The sequence below is a fragment of the Bradyrhizobium sp. 195 genome (genome assembly GCF_023101665.1).
Classification (GTDB): domain Bacteria; phylum Pseudomonadota; class Alphaproteobacteria; order Rhizobiales; family Xanthobacteraceae; genus Bradyrhizobium.
Window position 1 is genome coordinate 6,634,725 of sequence record NZ_CP082161.1, and the last position, 13,767, is coordinate 6,648,491.

A 13,767-nucleotide genomic window follows, 5' to 3' on the forward strand; every position below is an offset into this window, starting at 1 on the left:
TCTGACGACTTGCCGCGATTGCGCCGCATCGACCCGCGCGCTTGCGAACTTGCGTCACAATTCGCCTCTAGAAGAAACACGAACCGCGCAAGGACTCCGAGGCCCGATGCAAGCCAGTGAAGCAAGACGTTTTGTCGTTCTCGACTTCTACCGCTTCGTCGCCGCGCTCGGGGTCTTCATCTTCCACCTGAAGCTGATCGACACGGGGATCTCGCCGGCCTGGAACGGGTCCTACGGCCTGTTCGTGGACATGTTCTTCATCCTGTCCGGCTTCGTGATCTCCTACTCCTATCCGTCCGATGCGCGCGGCATGCGCGCCTATTCCCGTTTCATGATCCGCCGCATCGCGCGGATCTATCCGCTGCACCTGCTGAGCCTGCTCATCTTCGTGGTGCTGATCGGCGTCGGTCTGGAGCGTACCGCGCGGTCGACCCCGCTGGACTTCCTGTATAACGTGCTGCTGCTGCAGGCCTGGGGCGTCACCGATCACCTCAGCTTCAACTCGCCATCCTGGTCGATCAGCGCGGAATTCTTCTGCTATCTGATCTTCCCGCTCTTGATGCTGTTTGCGCGCAAGCTGCATCCCCTTGGGTTGGCCGCAATCGTCGCGGCGCTGTATCTGGTCCTGGCGCACGGCCATTTGCCGATCTGGCAGGAACGGTCGCAGATGTACGGGGCCAATTACGACTACGGCATGCTCCGCGCGCTGCCGAGCTTCCTGAACGGCATCCTGCTCGCGATCCTGTTCCGGTTGTCGCAGCCCTACCGGCAGAAGCGTGTGGTGTTCGCCGGCATCGCCATGTTCGGCATCTCCGTGCTCGTCCTCAACGTCTTCGCCAAGCCGGACCTTGCCATTCTGCTGTTCTCCTGCGCCATTCTGCTGACCGCAGTCGGCGAAAGCGCCTTCGCCGAATTCCCCGGCGCCCGCCTGCTTGGACGGCTCGGCAACACCTCGTACGCCATCTACATGCTGCACGATGCCGTTCTGATTGCCGTGTTCAAGCCGCTATGGACCTGGCTCGGATTGCGCCCGGATCAGTTCGGCCTCTTCGCCCTTGCCTGCTGCGTGGTGCTGACAATCGTCGCAGACCGCACCTACGCCTATTTCGAGAATCCCGCGCGGCGCCTGCTCAATCGCTTGGCCGACACCGCGCCGGTATCCCCCCGCAAGGTCCGGCCGGTGACGGCCGAGACGTCCATGCGCTTCGAGAACACGGAGCGGGCGGTCAACTGACGCCGCTCCGGAAACATCGGGGCTGCTCAGGCGACCTTGCCGCCAGCCTCCGGCACGATCCGCATCGCACCATTGTCCAGCAACGGAGCGACGTTGGCGCGAGATAGTTCCATGACCTCGGGCAGCATCTGACGGACCTGCTCGCCGGCGGCTTCGTAGGTGCCAAGGAAGTGCAGCAGAAACGCCTCGAAGCTGTCCCCGACAAGGAACTGGGCCGGCGAGAGCAACAGCGACTCGGTGATGCCGAAATGCGCGAACAGACCCTGGAACTTGTCCTGGTAGGTGATCGCCGCCACCGGCGTGCCCTGTCCGAGGGCAGCAATCGCCAAGTGCATACGGCCGGTGATCACGCCGTCGACCAGTCCGACAACGGCCTTGATCTCGCCCGCCGACAGAACCTGGTCGACATGATGCACGTGCTCCCCAAGCGCGGGCTGAAGCCGCGCGGCCAGCGGCCGCAGGCAATTGTCGTCGGCAATTCCGGGGCGGTAATCATGCGCCAGCAACAGCCAGCTTGCATTGTGCTGCCGCGACAGGCGCGCCATGGCATCCGCCGCAAGCTCTATCATCCGCTCCAGCTTGGCCGGCTCCGGCTTCTTGAACAGCATCGGGTGGATGTTGAAAACGAAGACCTTGCGACCCTGCGCGCGCTGCCGTGCGACCGCGGCCGCGATCTGCTTCACTGCGGCAGTGTCGGCGCGCGGCGTCAGCATGAACGCAGAATCGGCGACGAGACGCGCGCGCTTGCGGGCGAAATCGTCGAAACGCTGAAGCGATATCGCATCGCGCAGGTTCAGGACCACGCCCGGATCGAGCAGCCGGAACACTTCGCGCAGTGCCTTCGCCGGACGGGAGTTGAAGCTGAAGCCGAGCACGCTGACCTTGGCGCCAAATCCCGCCATCAGGTCGGCAACGAGCAGCATGCGCGCCGCATCCACCGGCGAATAATAGCCGTCGAGCACATCGGCCCCCAGCACCACGCCAAAATCCGGACGGGTGATCGAAAGTTCCTGCGCGACCTTCTCGTAGGAAAACGGCTGTCTCCAGATCTCGAGCGGCTTGAAACCCATCGCGCGAACATCCGCGCTCGCCGCGCTGGTGGCGGTGACGATGTAAGTTTCGAGATCGGGATAGACCCGCTTCAGCTCGCCGACGGTGGCTTCGATCATCGCCTCGTCGCCACGTGACTGATGAATGCTCCAGGGATCCGACGGCAACAGCACGAGGCGGCGCGGATTATTGCGCGGCGCGGCATTGACGCCGACGTCCTTCCGGGCAATCTGCCACCGGCGCAGTTCGAGGAGATCGACCGCGAGGGGCGTGTTCTTTGCGCTGTTGAGCCAGCCTCGGAGATGCCTGCGAACCGGCACCGGGATCAGTTGCTTCAAATCGTCCTCCTCGTCTTCATCAGGCGGTCGCGCCGCGCTTCACGACGAATTCGATCAGCGAGAACAGCTGCTTCCGCCAGAACAGCAGAATACTCATCAGATAGGTCGCGCCGAAACACGACGACAGCAGCCCCATCCGCAAATACGGGTTGATATCCGGCGTCGCATGGCGACACAGCACGACCGCGCCATAAGCCAGCACGATGGCGCAAAGGCAGCCCGCGATCGGACGCAGGAACTGGCTCCAGCTCAGGCCCAGCAGCCGCAGCGCCAGCGCGAATGTCACGGGGGTCACCACAAGCTGCGCGAAAGCGAAGATCGTCGCCAGCTGACCGATATCGCGCGAGGGAAGCAGGAACATTGCGGGCACGACCGCGCAGAATTTGAGGATGTTCAGCGCGAATACGTAGTTCGGCTTGCCCAGGGCGCCGAAATAGGCGCTGTTGACGAATTGCACCGTCTGAATCGCGCCGATGAGCATCAGCGGCCTCATCACCGCTTCGCTTCCGCTCCACTTCGCGCCGAACAGCAGCAGCGAAAACTCCGGCGCGATCGCCGCAAGCAGCACGAAGATGGGAGAGCCGACCAGCGCGCCGAGACTGACGCTGCGCAAGTAGGCGCCGGCAATACGGTCGCGCTCGTGAGCGATCTTGGACAGCGCGCTCAAAGCGACGTCCATGACGGCCTGGGTGAGCAGCTGCATCAGGATGATGTAGACCCGCGCACCGACGGTGTAGATGCCGAGGGCGGCGACGCCATAGAGCGTCAGGATGATCATGTCGATCGTGCGAACGATGGCGAAATCCAGCAGCCTGTTCAGCACGACATGGACGCTATAGCCGGAGAGCTCGCGAAAGCTTCCGGAATCGTAGCCGCGCATCGGCAGCCATCGCGGCTGGCTCCAGAGCCACAAGCCGCTGATCGCGCTCTGAACGACCACCTGGATCACGAGGCTGAGAGCGCCGAACCCGGCATAGGCGCAGGCGATTCCCACGATGCCGGAGATGGCGGTCGCCACCATGGTCCTGACTGCGAGCACGCGAAAATCCATCTGGCGCTTGTAAAGCGCCTCCTGGAACAAGGTCGCGGTGCCGATCGGAAGAGAAAGACTTGCGGCCGTCAACAGCGGCGCGAGACCCTTCACGTCGAGCCAACGCTCGATATCCGTCGCGAGGAAGGCAATCAGAACCGCCAAAAGCGTCGAAGCGGCGAAGGAGCAGAAGAAGGGCAGCGTCACATCGGCCGGCTCCAGCGTGCGCCGCTGGATCAACGCGTCGCCGAAGCCGAATTCGGCGATCGAACTCAAGAGCAGCAGGATGAAGGCGACGAGTGCTGCAAGACCGAAATCCGCGGGATTGAGCAGCCGGGCCAGAACCAGGAACAGGACGAACGACAGCGCCCGGCCGCCCCAATTCTGTGCAAGCGACCAGAACAAGGCAACCACGACCTGATGTTGTTTGCCCTGCGTGACGTTCATCAACAATTCGACCCAATTCCGACAGATCCAACCACAATCGCAGGCTAGACGACGTGGCACGATGCTGCCGCGACGTCTCCATCTCCGATCGCGGCGGAGTACTGATTGCTCGCTACATTACGACGGAGTGATGGCAATCAGATGAGTGCCGTCACGTTTCCCATTTAGAGTGGAAGTGAGTTCAAATCGTGGACTACACTCCAATCAACCTTTGCGAAGTGATGCAAAATGGATGCCTTGATGAATTCGCCTGCTCAGCGTTCTCTGCGTAACTCCAGGCGCTTGCGTGTGGCGATCTACGCACCGCATTTTGCGGAATATTCCTACCGGCTCGCATCAGGCTTGGCGCATCATTGCGACGTCCGCCTCGTGCTCAACGCCAAGGACGCAAATCAGCAATGGGAACTGGCCGATATCGCCGTGGCGGCGCCCTTCGAAACACGCATCCGCGACCTGAGTCTGCGCCGCGGCGGCGCAATCGGCATCCCCGCGTCCTTCTTCGACATAATATCGTTTCGTCCGGACGTGATTCATTGTCATGAAGTTCCGGAGATCTACACATCCAAGCTGATCCAGCTGCTTCGTCCGCTTGGCATTCCCCTGGTGCTGACCGTTCACGATGCGATTCCGCATTCGGAAGGCGGCTCCGGCACCTCGGCGCGTGAGGATGCCTGGCGCGGGCGCATGCGCGCCGCCGCATCGGTGGTCACGACGCACGGGGAGAGCTGTATCGCCGATTTTCGCCGCGCCTCGCCCGACTTCAAAGGCGAGACGATCTCCAGCATGCACGGCGTGCTCATGGTTCCGCCAGCCAAGGGCGCGCTCAGCGAGCCGGAATCCGGGCGCATCCTGTTCTTTGGACGAATGTGGGCTTACAAGGGCCTGGACGTGTTCATCGATGCGATCGACATACTGGCTCAGCGCGGCGTGGCGCATGAGGCGATCGTCGCCGGCCGCGGTCCCGAGATGACACGGCTCGGCGCGCGGATGGAAGCGATGCCAACGGTCAAGATGATCAATGCCTATATCTCGCCTGCGGAGACCGGACGGCTGTTTCAATCCGCCGCCGTGGTCGCCCTGCCCTACAAGGATGCAACGCAAAGCGGCGTGCTTGCATCCGCTTACGGCAACTCCCGTCCCGTCGTTGCCAGCGCCACCGGCGGCATTCCCGACGTCGTGGCCGACGGCGTCAACGGGCTGCTGGTTCCTCCCGGCGATGCCACGGCGCTGGCCGAGGCACTCGAACGCGTGCTGACCTCGACGCCTCTTGCCGCGACATTGACCGAAGGCGCACGGCAAACCGCGGCCGGCCTCCTGAACTGGGACCGCATCGCCGAGCAGCTACTCGGATCCTATCACAGGCTCGCCGGCCGGACCGTGAGCTGACCGCGACAGGCGTCCTCTCACACCGATTGCTCGATCTGCCGTCGGAAGAACATGCCGCGGATCGCGCCGTCCAACAGGCGCCTCAGCCTGACCTCGATCAGCTCATAGCTGATCGCGCTCGCGACCAACGACATCACCAGCCCGAGCACGATGAAGGCGGCCCACAGCAGCCACCGATCAACGCCGGCAGCGACCAGCTTCAGGCCGATCACCTGCAAGGGGAACAGCACGAAGGGATGCACGAGATAGAGGCTGTAGCTGATCTTGCCGACATATTGCAGGGCCGGCGCACTCAGAGCCTTCCCGAGGCCTGATTCCGGGGCCAGCACCATGCCGAACAACAGGAAACCGGGAATGAGCCCCACGAAGGGGTGAAACAGCACGAGGCTCGCATAGAGGGCGACCCCGCAGACGAGACCTGCGAGCAGCCCAACGCGTCCGGGAATGGAGATGCGAAATCCGGTCGCGCTGAACAGCATGCCGATGCAGAAAAACGCGGTGATCGGCCAATGCATCAGGCACGCCAGACCCAGCAGGATCAATGGCGCCGCCAGCAGCCTGCCCCCGGCGCGCCACATCGAGAATGTCAGCGCAAACCAGATGTAGAATGCCCACTCATAGGTCAGCGTCCAGGCATTCTGCTGGGCAATGGGCAGGCCGAGCGCGTCCTGCACGAAGAACAGGTTGGCCGCAAAGATTGCGAGATAGCTGGTCAGATCGATCCCGCGGAAGAACTTGTAGGCCACGATCGGCCCAATTGCGAACAGCGCAAGATGCAGGACGACGAACACCGGCATGATGCGCAGGACGCGATCGAAAAAGAACCGCGGCAACGACCCGTGCCGCACCAGGCTCGCCGGAATCAGGAAGCCGCTGATCATGAAGAACAGTTCGACGCCGTGACCACCGACATTGATCACCGATTGCAGCCAGAGCCAAAGCGGCGGCAGGAATCCGGGATCAGGAATGTCGTACATGCCTGCTTTCGGCATGTCGTAGAAATGATCCATCAGCACGCTCAGCGCCGCGATGGCGCGAAGCCCCTGGACCGACGGAACGAACGATCCGTCGTAGGCTGCGCCCGGCTGCTGCGGTGTCCTGATCACTCTGCGGCACCCTGGGTACTGAGCGCAGGGTCGATAACCACGGTCTTCCGCCGCGTCGAGCGGAACCTGTGCCCGAAGGCAATGCTGGGCTTCTCGACGAACGCAAATGTCATCCAGCTGACGAGGACCGACAACGCCAGGATCATGACCAGAAAGACCGACCATCCCAGCGGCCCATCGCCGAACCAGACGAGGCGGTGGATGAAGACGATCACGAACGGCGACATCAGGTAGACCGAATAGCTGATCACGCCGACGAACGCCATCGGGCGCCACGCCATCCTCTCGCCGAACACGGCAAAGCCGATGAAGACCAGCGCCGCGCAGACATAGGCCGATCCGATCGAATAGCTGTAGAAGAAGTTCTCGTGATACACGCCTCCGAACCGACGGTCCGACAGGGTGACGGCGAAGATCGCATACAGGAGAGTGCAGACGGCCACATGGGTCCATCGCAGCTTTCCGCCGATGACGGTGTCGCGGATGATCTTGCCCAGGAACATCGCCGACAGGTTCAGCCCGACCTCCATCACCGAGGAGACCGTCCTGTTCTCAACGAAGAGCGCAGCGGTGGTTCCGACCAGCGCGGCCGCAGCGACGATGGTGACCGCGGTGAAGCGTCGGTTCAGCAGCCCCATGGCAAAAAGAATGGTGCATCCGACATAGAACAGCAGTTCGATCGCCAGCGTCCAGTAAAAGACCCAGAGGTTCGGGACGTTCACGAAGGTCTGCAACATCGTCACATTCGCAGCGACCTGCCCCAGCGGATAGATCTTCGACTCCAGCAGCTGCATCGTCACGAGCCCGACCACGAGCGAGGTCCAGTAGGCCGGGTAGAGCCGGAAGAAGCGGCTGATCGTAAAATCCCGCACCGGCGTGGCGCTGTCCGGGAAGCTGAACGGAATGACGAAGCCGCTGACGAAGAAGAACAACACCACACCGAACCGACCGAAGTTCATGTAGTAGCCGAACACATCATGGATGGGCCAGTAATAGGCACCTGTCGGGTGCTTTTCGACGATCACCTCGAACACATGCTGAACCAGGACCGACAACACGGCAATGCCGCGCAACGTGTCGATGAATGCGAGCCGTTTATGCATTGTTCGTTCTCACCTGCTTCCGCTCGCCGCCGCATCTGGGCGGAAGCCTTCCAATGACGGCATCGGCGGCCGCATGACAATTGGCACGGCGTCGCCTGCCCGTGCGGAGGCCGCACGCCGCGAGAACACTTCGCTGAAGCTCAATGCGATGATCAGGAGGCCGGACGCCGGGCCGTAGTTCAGCACCGTGATCGTGAACAGGTTGACGACGAAGAGCAGCGTCAGCTTGTAGACGTCGGTCGCACCGAAAGTCGCCCGAAACACCATCACCATGAACGCCGCGAACGGGAGTCCGAACATCAGGTACGTGCCGATGTAGAAATTGTCGACCGGCACCCAGAAGTGGGCGAGTGGCGAGAACAGCTTTTGCGGATAGTTGAAGCAACCCGCCCCGCAGCCGGTCACCAGACCGACCGGCATAAGCTGGTTCATGTAGACGAACGGCAACTGCCAGCTGTTGTTGATGCGATCGACGATGCTGAACAAGGTCGAATGCGGCACGGCTGCGGTGCCCGACGCAACCACGATCATGAAGAACGGAACCAGGATCGAGGCAAACGACCACAGCGCGATGGTCCGGATCGCGGGGAAGCGCGATTTCTCCGGCAGCATTCGCACGAACACCAGCAGAACCAGATAGAGCACGAGGACGATCATGGTCGTCTTGCTCGTGGTCAGCTTGATGGCATAGATCGCGATGGAGCCGAATATGAGGCACCACGTGGTGCTCATGCGAATAGACGTGATCGCGAACGACACCAGGATGAAGAATGCAGCCATGGTATTGTCGGCCGCAAAGCCCATGAGGCGCTGGTCGTCGCCGCCATAAGCCCACCACAACCGACCAGCCTCGCGTACGGCGCCGAAGGACTCGTATTTGTAGCCCACCCAGGGCATCAGGTAGAATTTCGTCAGGAGAACGCCGATCACGGACAGATAGAAGGTCACAGCGATGACCGATAGCAGCTTCCGGTACGAGCCAAGGCTCGAATCGCAGAAGCAGAATCCGACGAATATCGGCAACATCATCTTGAAGGACGAGATCGCAGCGTTCATCGTTCCCATAAAGAAGTAGCCGAGCACAAGCGACAGAATGATCTGGACCAGCACCAACAGCGCCAGGGTGCTGCGATTGCGCAGGACACAATGCACGAAGAACTGGGCCAGACACAGAAGCGCAACGCCGTCAGGCAGGTACCAGAGCGGATCCACGTGATAGATGCTGGTGTAATAGCGGATCACGCCGCCAAAGGCGTCGCGGACCAGATAGACCCCGAGCGCGATCGCCTCGATGTTGAGGCTGATCAGCGTGATTTTGGGGCGATGCAGCGCGAGGATCGTCATGTCCGGCTCAGTTCGTCTGTCGCGCAGGCGAGGCGGAGAAACCGGACCGGTCTCCAAGGACGTTCCGCATCAGCCTGCCGCCGGGAATTTCGACATAGCGATAGGTGAAGTGGGACACCGCCAGCACGGCGGTCAATGAGACCACGAGATTCAGCGTGGCCGGCAGACCAGCGAAGACCGAATCGAGAGCGGCGATCCGCCCCGCCCCGAGCGCCCGCACGAAATATTCGGCCAGGAGCACCACGAGCGCGTGCACCATATAGATCGAGTAGGAACGTTTCCCGAGCCAGACCAGCGGCTTGGCCACCAGCATCCGCGGCACCAGCAGCGCATCGGGAAAAGCCAGTAAACTGCCGAGGAAGATCGCGAACGTCACGGGCGCGAGGAAGGTTGACGCAGGACTGGTCTCCGCCAGGGACACCAGGACGATGCTGGCTATCATGGCGACGAATTGCAGCACTCCCTGCACGGCTGGGCCCGGCTTGGCCGGCAGGCGATCAACGATCCTGACCGTCAGCACCCCCAGAAAAAAGCTCACGAAGCAGCGCACGATGCCGAAGTCGGTCTGAAGCCCGAGGCTCCTCTTGTCGAGCACGAAGATGATGAAGACCAGACTTCCGACCGCAAGCGCGCCGCAAAGGACGTAAAACCACAACAGGGAACGCATGCGCTGGGCAAAGAGGACGATCAGGCCGAACACGAGATAGGTGTAGAACTCGACACTGATGCTCCAGCTCGGCGCGTTCCAGCTGAGATAGTCGATAAACCCCATCGAATGCAGCAGCAGGACGTTGAGAACGAAGGAATAGGCATTGTTCACTTCGAACGCCGCCGGCGCGGCCACAACGACACCCGCCATGACCAGACTGATTCGCAGGAGGCGAAACAACAGATTTGCCATCAGCATGACGATGTGCAGCGGATAGACCCGCGCCAGGCGCCGCACCATGAACTCGCGCAGCGAGAAACGCCCGAAGTCGCTCTCGACGTAGCTGAGCGACATGACGATCCCGCTGAGAACAAAGAACAGATCGACCAGCAGCCAGGAGCTCCTGAAGAACGAGCAGTTGATCCACGCATTGTGCGGGAACGCCGCGAGGAACGTCGGCATCAGCAGGAGATGGTGAATCACCACCGATGTCGCGGCGATACCCCGGATGCTGTCGAGCGCCAGGACATGCGCCTTCTCACGATGAACCAACTCCGTCACATCAACATTCCCAACTATTGCACCGCAGCAGTGTGTATCAGGACTTGGCGCGTGTTCAATCTCTGCGATTGCGGACTCGCATTCGACGCATGACGATCGACGATAATTTCAAGGCTCGCAGTTCATTCGGACATGCGAGCGTCAAGTTCACGCCACTTTTTGCCTGAGACCGCCGTCGCGTCGGCGCGCAAATCAAATCAAGCGATGATGATCGCGAGTATTTGCGCGTAAAGTTTGCGCGAAATTCGGCGCTGCTGCGATTAAGACAACCGCGATCTTCGCATGCTGATGTCCCGCTGATAATTTTTCGCGGGCGGGAACTAATGAGCAGCTGATGACTTGTGTCGGTTTTGCGACGGTCGCTTGCGACGCCTCACCGCAAACGCCTCTTATGTTTTCAAGTTGCAACATTCCTAGGCGCGAGCATGCCGATCTCGCATGCATTGCATATCCTCATTTTGCAACCGATCGAAAATCAGGCAATGCATACGTCATCGCCGCCGACACACTCTGCTTTTGCGTCGCACAAAAATTGACACAGTTACCTGCCAAGTTTCACCTGTTCTCCTATTGCAACAGGGAGGAAGGGACACGGATGGGCTGCGGACTAACACGTCGTCATGCAATGACACGATGGCTACCGATCGTCTTGGCAGCTTCTGCCTTGATCGTGTCGAGCATCGATGCTTGCCGCGCTCAGTGCGTCGAATTTTCGGATCGCGCCTCGCAGCTCGAGCTCGACACGTTCGTGAAATCGCCCTCCTCGCTTCTGGAGCGGCTCCGCAATGACAAGGAGAAGCTGAGATTTCGGCTCGCCACCTACATCGCCACGAACCCGTCGGTGTTGCCGTCCGTGCAGACACTCATCTCCGGCTCGGCTTCGGCCGATCGTTCCGCCATCGGCGCCGCGCTGAGGATTGCGGAAGGACGGTGCACGTCTACGAAGCCGGACGCCGCGCGCAAGATCAGGGATTTCGCGCAACGGATCGGTGATCTCAACGTGCAAGCGGGCTATTCCGCCGCAGGTGAGGACGCCTCGGGCGCCCAGGCTCAATCGCAAAACAAGAGTCTGGCGCAACCGTCCCGAGGCGGGGCCCTGCTCGACGGCGAATTTAAAACCAAGCTGGCCAACCCCTTCAAGCCCGTCCCCCTTCCGAACTGATCAGCGATCGTCAAAAGGCAGCGAATTAGCAAATGTACCAGCCTAGAGAACATTTCCAGTCGGGACACCGATTCGGCATCGAATTCGGCGGAGCAGTCCTCAGCTTCGAGCGCGTGGCCGACGTCCTGCGCCGGCAGTGGCCGATCATCGCGGCGTGCACCGGGGCTTCTCTGGCTCTGGTGATGATCTACCTGGTCATGGCGCAACCGATGTTCACGGCGAATGCCCGCATCATGATGGATACGCGTCAGGCGCAGGTGCTGGACAAGGACAGCAACGCCAACAGTGCCCTCATCGACACCGGCTACGTCGATAGCCAAGTCGAGGTCATCAATTCGGACGACCTGATTCTCTCGGTCGTCCGTCGCCTGAAGCTGACGGACGATCCCGAATTCAACGGCTCCAATCCGGGCCTGCTGTCCGTTGTCCTCGGCAAGGTCATGTCGCTGTTTAGCTCCGGCGAACCGGCGTCCCAGGAGCGGCTCGAGCATGCCGTGGTCGAGGCGGTTCAGAAGAACTTGAGAACGGAACGCGTTCTGACGACGTATGTCTTGTCGATGAACTATCGCGCACGGAGCCCCGACAAGGCCGCCAAGATCGTCAACGCCATCGCCAATGCCTACCTTGTCGGCGCCCTGGAGGCCAAATATCAGTCCACCAAGCGGGCAACCGAATGGCTTCAGCAGCGCAGCATCGAGCTCAGCGAGCAGGCAACGGCCAGCGACCGCGCCGTGCAAACCTTCAAGGCCGAGCACAACATCGTCGGAACCAGCCGCGGCCTGATGTCCGAGCAGCAATTGTCGGACCTGAACACGCAGCTGGTTCAAGCGCGAGCGGCGACGGCCGAAGCCAAGGCTCGTCTCGACCGGATCAACGCGATCTCCGATCAGGATGTTGCGCAATCAACCGTGACGGACGCTCTTAACAACTCGGTCATCACCCGCCTGCGCGCCCAATATCTCGACCTTCAGGCCCAATATGCGGATTGGTCGCGACGCTATGGCAAGCAGCATCTTGCGGCGGTCAATCTGGCCAACAAGATGGAGGAGCTGCGCAAGAACATCGCCGACGAGCTGCATCGGATCGGAGATGCCTATCGCAGCGACTATGAGATCGCAAAGAGCCGGGAGGCATCGCTCGAGAAAAGCGTGAAGGAGCTCGTCGCCCAGGCCGGCGATAGCGGCCAGGCCGCGGTCAAGCTGCGCGATCTCGAAAGCGCCGCCGACACCTATCGCAACCTCTACAACAACTTCCTCGAGAAGCTGCAAAGCGCGACGCAGAATCAGAGCTTTCCGCTCAGCGAGTCACGCCTCATCAGCACCGCCACCAAGCCGGATCGCAAGAGCTCGCCGCGTACGGTCCTGGCGCTCGTCGGTGGCCTGGTCGGTGGCCTGTGCCTCGGCTTCGGCGTCGCATTTGGGCGTGAGCTGCTCAGCGACGTCTTGCGGACCCCGGCCGAGGTCGAGGATGAGCTCGGCGTGAAGTGCCTTGGAGTGCTGCCGGACATTCGTCCGCCGACGACGACTGGCGCGTTGCTTTCGACGTCAGCCAAGACAGCCTCACCCGATCTGTCCCGCTACGTCGTCGATCATCCATTCTCGCGGTTCGCCGAGACGTTGCGCAACATCAAGGTGTCGATTGATGTTGCGCGCCTGACCCGCGAGATCAAGGTGATCGGCATCGTGTCTTCGCTTCCCAAGGAAGGAAAGACGACGGTGGCGGCCAACTTCGCACAGTTGATCGCCCTCACCGGGCATCGCACGGTCCTGATCGACGGCGATCTGCACACGCGCTCGCTGACCCGAGAGCTCGCACCCAACGCCAAGAGCGGCCTGGTGGAGGCCCTCGCCGACCCCGCGAGCCTCGGCTACCATGTGCAGCGAAGCAAGGAGACGGGACTGGATTTCCTGCCGTCCGTCGTGGCGTCCCGCATGGTCAATTCGGCCGACGTCATCGGATCGAAGGCGATGGCCGAACTGCTCAAGGTGCTGCGAGAGCACTATGAATACATCGTGATCGATCTTGCCCCGGTGATGCCGGTGGCGGACTCCAAGGCCGTCAGCCTCCTGATCGACGCCATGGTCTACGTGATCGAATGGGGACAGACGACGCGAAGTGCTCTTCAGGAGTCGGTTTCCGGGTCGGAAGTGCTCCAGAAGAAGCTGCTCGGCGCCGTGCTCAACCGCGCCAACCCGAAGATGCTCAAGCGCATCGAGGCGTACAAGGGCAAGCACCACAACAGCTACTACGTCGAGCATGCCTAGGCGGCGCCGCGCTCAGCCGAACCGTAACGACCTCGGGCCCGCTGCCATATTGGCAGCGGGCCTTTTTCGCGTCTTGCGGAACTGTAGCTGGAA

10 protein-coding genes are annotated in these 13,767 nt (G+C 61.3%); 4 read left to right on the forward strand and 6 right to left on the reverse strand.

All coding sequences use genetic code 11. The features are described 5' to 3' along the window. Positions 1 to 106 precede the first annotated feature (106 nt). Positions 107 to 1,234: an acyltransferase family protein gene (locus IVB26_RS31005; RefSeq protein WP_247968835.1), complete on the forward strand. Its 1,128-nt coding sequence runs from the start codon at positions 107 to 109 to the stop codon at positions 1,232 to 1,234. 26 nt (positions 1,235 to 1,260) lie between these two features. On the opposite strand, the gene IVB26_RS31010 is transcribed toward IVB26_RS31005, so the two are convergent. Both IVB26_RS31010 and IVB26_RS31015 read right to left on the reverse strand, forming a co-directional pair. Continuing rightward, entirely contained in the window at positions 1,261 to 2,622 is a 1,362-nt protein-coding gene (locus tag IVB26_RS31010; protein ID WP_247968836.1) for a polysaccharide pyruvyl transferase family protein, read from the reverse strand. 19 nt (positions 2,623 to 2,641) lie between these two features. Further along, positions 2,642 to 4,099 carry a lipopolysaccharide biosynthesis protein gene (locus IVB26_RS31015; protein ID WP_247968837.1) on the reverse strand — a complete coding sequence of 486 codons (1,458 nt, stop codon included), beginning with the start codon at positions 4,097 to 4,099 and terminating at the stop codon, positions 2,642 to 2,644. Between the two features lie 288 nt (positions 4,100 to 4,387). Here IVB26_RS31015 and IVB26_RS31020 point away from each other — a divergent pair, with 288 nt between their 5' ends. After that, positions 4,388 to 5,485 (forward strand): glycosyltransferase family 4 protein, encoded by a 1,098-nt coding sequence (locus IVB26_RS31020; RefSeq protein ID WP_247968838.1) that lies wholly within the window; start codon positions 4,388 to 4,390, stop codon positions 5,483 to 5,485. Positions 5,486 to 5,502: 17 nt separating this feature from the next. Here the strand turns inward: IVB26_RS31020 and IVB26_RS31025 are convergent, their stop codons facing one another. The 4 genes from IVB26_RS31025 to IVB26_RS31040 are packed head-to-tail and all read right to left on the reverse strand — an operon-like array spanning position 5,503 to position 10,248. Next, positions 5,503 to 6,591, reverse strand: coding sequence for an acyltransferase family protein (locus IVB26_RS31025; protein ID WP_247968839.1), 1,089 nt, complete (start codon positions 6,589 to 6,591; stop codon positions 5,503 to 5,505). Beyond that, positions 6,588 to 7,694: an acyltransferase family protein gene (locus IVB26_RS31030; protein ID WP_247968840.1), complete on the reverse strand. Its 1,107-nt coding sequence runs from the start codon at positions 7,692 to 7,694 to the stop codon at positions 6,588 to 6,590. The genes IVB26_RS31025 and IVB26_RS31030 overlap by 4 nt, the downstream gene beginning before the upstream one ends. Before the next feature lie 9 nt (positions 7,695 to 7,703). Next, positions 7,704 to 9,038: a hypothetical protein gene (locus IVB26_RS31035; RefSeq protein WP_247968841.1), complete on the reverse strand. Its 1,335-nt coding sequence runs from the start codon at positions 9,036 to 9,038 to the stop codon at positions 7,704 to 7,706. A 7-nt stretch (positions 9,039 to 9,045) separates the two neighbouring features. After that, the gene (locus IVB26_RS31040; protein WP_247968842.1) at positions 9,046 to 10,248 is read right to left on the reverse strand and encodes an acyltransferase family protein; all 1,203 of its coding nucleotides are present in this window, start codon (positions 10,246 to 10,248) and stop codon (positions 9,046 to 9,048) included. Between the two features lie 334 nt (positions 10,249 to 10,582). On the opposite strand from IVB26_RS31040, the gene IVB26_RS31045 reads away from it, so the two are divergent. Next, positions 10,583 to 11,410, forward strand: a complete 828-nt coding sequence (locus IVB26_RS31045; protein ID WP_247968843.1) for a hypothetical protein — start codon at positions 10,583 to 10,585, stop codon at positions 11,408 to 11,410. A 32-nt stretch (positions 11,411 to 11,442) separates the two neighbouring features. Then, positions 11,443 to 13,674 carry a Wzz/FepE/Etk N-terminal domain-containing protein gene (locus IVB26_RS31050; protein WP_247968844.1) on the forward strand — a complete coding sequence of 744 codons (2,232 nt, stop codon included), beginning with the start codon at positions 11,443 to 11,445 and terminating at the stop codon, positions 13,672 to 13,674. Positions 13,675 to 13,767: the final 93 nt, after the last annotated feature.

Excerpts from the sequence above, each read along its gene's own strand:
- IVB26_RS31005 (WP_247968835.1), top strand. The coding sequence starts at position 107 with ATGCAAGCCAGTGAAGCAAGACGTTTTGTCGTTCTCGACTTCTACCGC.
- IVB26_RS31015 (WP_247968837.1), bottom strand. The coding sequence starts at position 4,099 with ATGAACGTCACGCAGGGCAAACAACATCAGGTCGTGGTTGCCTTGTTC.
- IVB26_RS31030 (WP_247968840.1), bottom strand. The coding sequence starts at position 7,694 with ATGCATAAACGGCTCGCATTCATCGACACGTTGCGCGGCATTGCCGTG.
- IVB26_RS31035 (WP_247968841.1), bottom strand. The coding sequence starts at position 9,038 with ATGACGATCCTCGCGCTGCATCGCCCCAAAATCACGCTGATCAGCCTC.
- IVB26_RS31045 (WP_247968843.1), top strand. The coding sequence starts at position 10,583 with ATGACTTGTGTCGGTTTTGCGACGGTCGCTTGCGACGCCTCACCGCAA.
- IVB26_RS31050 (WP_247968844.1), top strand. The coding sequence starts at position 11,443 with ATGTACCAGCCTAGAGAACATTTCCAGTCGGGACACCGATTCGGCATC.